This is a genomic window from Clostridium sartagoforme AAU1 (genome assembly GCF_000401215.1).
Lineage (GTDB): Bacteria > Bacillota > Clostridia > Clostridiales > Clostridiaceae > Clostridium > Clostridium sartagoforme.
On sequence record NZ_ASRV01000201.1, the window covers coordinates 1 to 2012 of the forward strand.

General features: G+C 28.1%; 3 protein-coding genes. 2 read left to right on the top strand and 1 reads right to left on the bottom strand.

The annotated features are described in order from the left end of the window. The first annotated feature begins 161 nt into the window (after positions 1 to 161). Entirely contained in the window at positions 162 to 485 is a 324-nt protein-coding gene (locus A500_RS15970) for a hypothetical protein (RefSeq protein WP_016208601.1), read from the top strand. 84 nt (positions 486 to 569) lie between these two features. Here A500_RS15970 and A500_RS15975 read toward each other — a convergent pair whose 3' ends face one another. Beyond that, positions 570 to 1337 carry an SDR family NAD(P)-dependent oxidoreductase gene (locus A500_RS15975; RefSeq protein ID WP_016208602.1) on the bottom strand — a complete coding sequence of 256 codons (768 nt, stop codon included), beginning with the start codon at positions 1335 to 1337 and terminating at the stop codon, positions 570 to 572. Between the two features lie 171 nt (positions 1338 to 1508). Here A500_RS15975 and A500_RS15980 point away from each other — a divergent pair, with 171 nt between their 5' ends. Continuing rightward, entirely contained in the window at positions 1509 to 1973 is a 465-nt protein-coding gene (locus tag A500_RS15980; protein ID WP_016208603.1) for a GreA/GreB family elongation factor, read from the top strand. Positions 1974 to 2012: the final 39 nt, after the last annotated feature.

Below are 2012 nucleotides of genomic sequence, written 5' to 3' on the forward strand. Positions count from 1 at the left end.
ATTTCTTTAATAATATTATCTTATTATAATAAATTTATAATAAATATATTTATTATAATAATGAAGATAGTTACATAAAATTTCAACTAATAAGAACTTTAAGCAAACATTTTACATATTATAAATTATAATAAAACAACTTTATTCAAGAGGTGCTTAATATGAAAACAACAAAATTCTTCTATAATGTAAATAGAATTGTCGTTAGACCTGGACTTGAATCTTCTTATATAGATTTTAGTAAATCATTAAATAGATATCTTCTAAAGGAATATCCTAGATATTATGCAGGATTACAACTTTATCAGGATAATTCTATCAGTAATATATTTTATGTTGTTGCGTCTTACTACGATGTACCTGGAGTATATAAAGCTGCAAAGTTAATTGGTGATGATATAAGCTGTATTTATGATAAGAAATGGGGTTCTTCTGTTGAACGAACTTCTCTTTTTTCATTCCTCAACTGCAAAAGAATATTCTAAGATAAATTACGAAAATATAGGGCGATTAATCGCCCTTCTTATATTTTGCAAAGAAAAATAGTTAGAGGTAAATCTTTATCTACTTTAAACTATTGATAATCCTCCATCTACCACAATATGTTGTCCTGTAACATAACTGGATGCGTCAGAAGAAAAATATAAAATAGTTCCATTTAATTCACCCTTTTTAGCAGGTCTAGATGCTGGACAAAGCATATTATAGCTCTTTAAAAATTCTTGAGATTTAAATAATGTATCTTCTGTCATTTCTGATTCAAATAAACCTGGACAGATAGAATTTACTGTTATTCCAAATTTCGCATAAGATGCAGCCATACCTTTTGATAATCCTAAAACGGCTGCTTTAGATGCATTATAAGAGTGTCTAATAAATATATCACTTTTATCTGCTAATAACGCATTAATAGAACTTATATTAACTACTTTACCGTAATTTTGATTTTTCATAATTGGAATAACATACTTACTAACTAAATAAATACCTTTTACATTAGTATCCATACTCTTATCCCAATCTTCTTCACTAAGAGTATCTACACCACCACGTACAGCTATTCCTGCATTATTTAGTAAAATATCAATTCTTCCAAACCTATTAATAATAGCTTCTACTGCTGTTTTAATTTCTTCTTCCTTAGTAACATCGCATTTAATAGCAATAGATTCTACCCCTAAGTTTTTTATTTCCTTTGCCAAGCTTTCTATTTTTTCAACTCTTCTTGCTAATACACAAACATTTGCTCCTTCATTAGCATATGCCAATGCCGCATCTCTTCCAAGCCCACTTGAAGCACCCGTAACAACTGCAATTTTCCCATTTAATTCGAACATATCAATACCTCCCATAATTTAAATTTATTCGTACATTATATTATATATTTGCTTCTTGCAAAAAAGTCTTAATTACAGTTTGTATCAATATTTCTTTTTTATAAATAATCTTTTCTTTTTACATATATATTATATAATATTAGCATGATATCTTTTGAGGGGGTTAATTTTATGAATAATACATTAACTGAGGAAAACATAAAAAAGCTAAGAGAAGAATTAGAATATAGAATGACAGTGAAAAGAGCTGAAATTGCAAAGGAAAAGGCAATAGCAGCTGCACATGGAGATAGATCAGAAAATGCTGAATATAAGGAAGCTTGTGCAAATTATAGAGAAAATGATAATAGAATCCAATACTTATTAAATATGATTTCAACAGCAACTGTTGTAGATGATGAAAAATTTGATAAATATGCTTTAGGAATTAATAGTAAAGCTAAAATTAAATTTGTTGAAGATGATTTTGAAGATGTTATAACTTTAGTTACTGTTATGGACTCAGACCCTGAAAATATGTGCATAAGCATAGAGTCAGATTTAGGCTTAGCTCTAAAAGGCAGAAAAGTTGGAGACATTGTTGAAGTTGCTGCTCCTGAAGACAAATATACTGTTGAAATATTAGAAATTTTATAATACAGAAAAGTACCTATAGCACAATAGTTTTAAAATGCG

What these genes read in the sequence shown, in the direction of transcription:
- A500_RS15970 (WP_016208601.1), top strand. Translation starts at nt 162, where the DNA reads ATGAAAACAACAAAATTCTTCTATAATGTAAATAGAATTGTCGTTAGA.
- A500_RS15975 (WP_016208602.1), bottom strand. Translation starts at nt 1,337, where the DNA reads ATGTTCGAATTAAATGGGAAAATTGCAGTTGTTACGGGTGCTTCAAGT.
- A500_RS15980 (WP_016208603.1), top strand. Translation starts at nt 1,509, where the DNA reads ATGAATAATACATTAACTGAGGAAAACATAAAAAAGCTAAGAGAAGAA.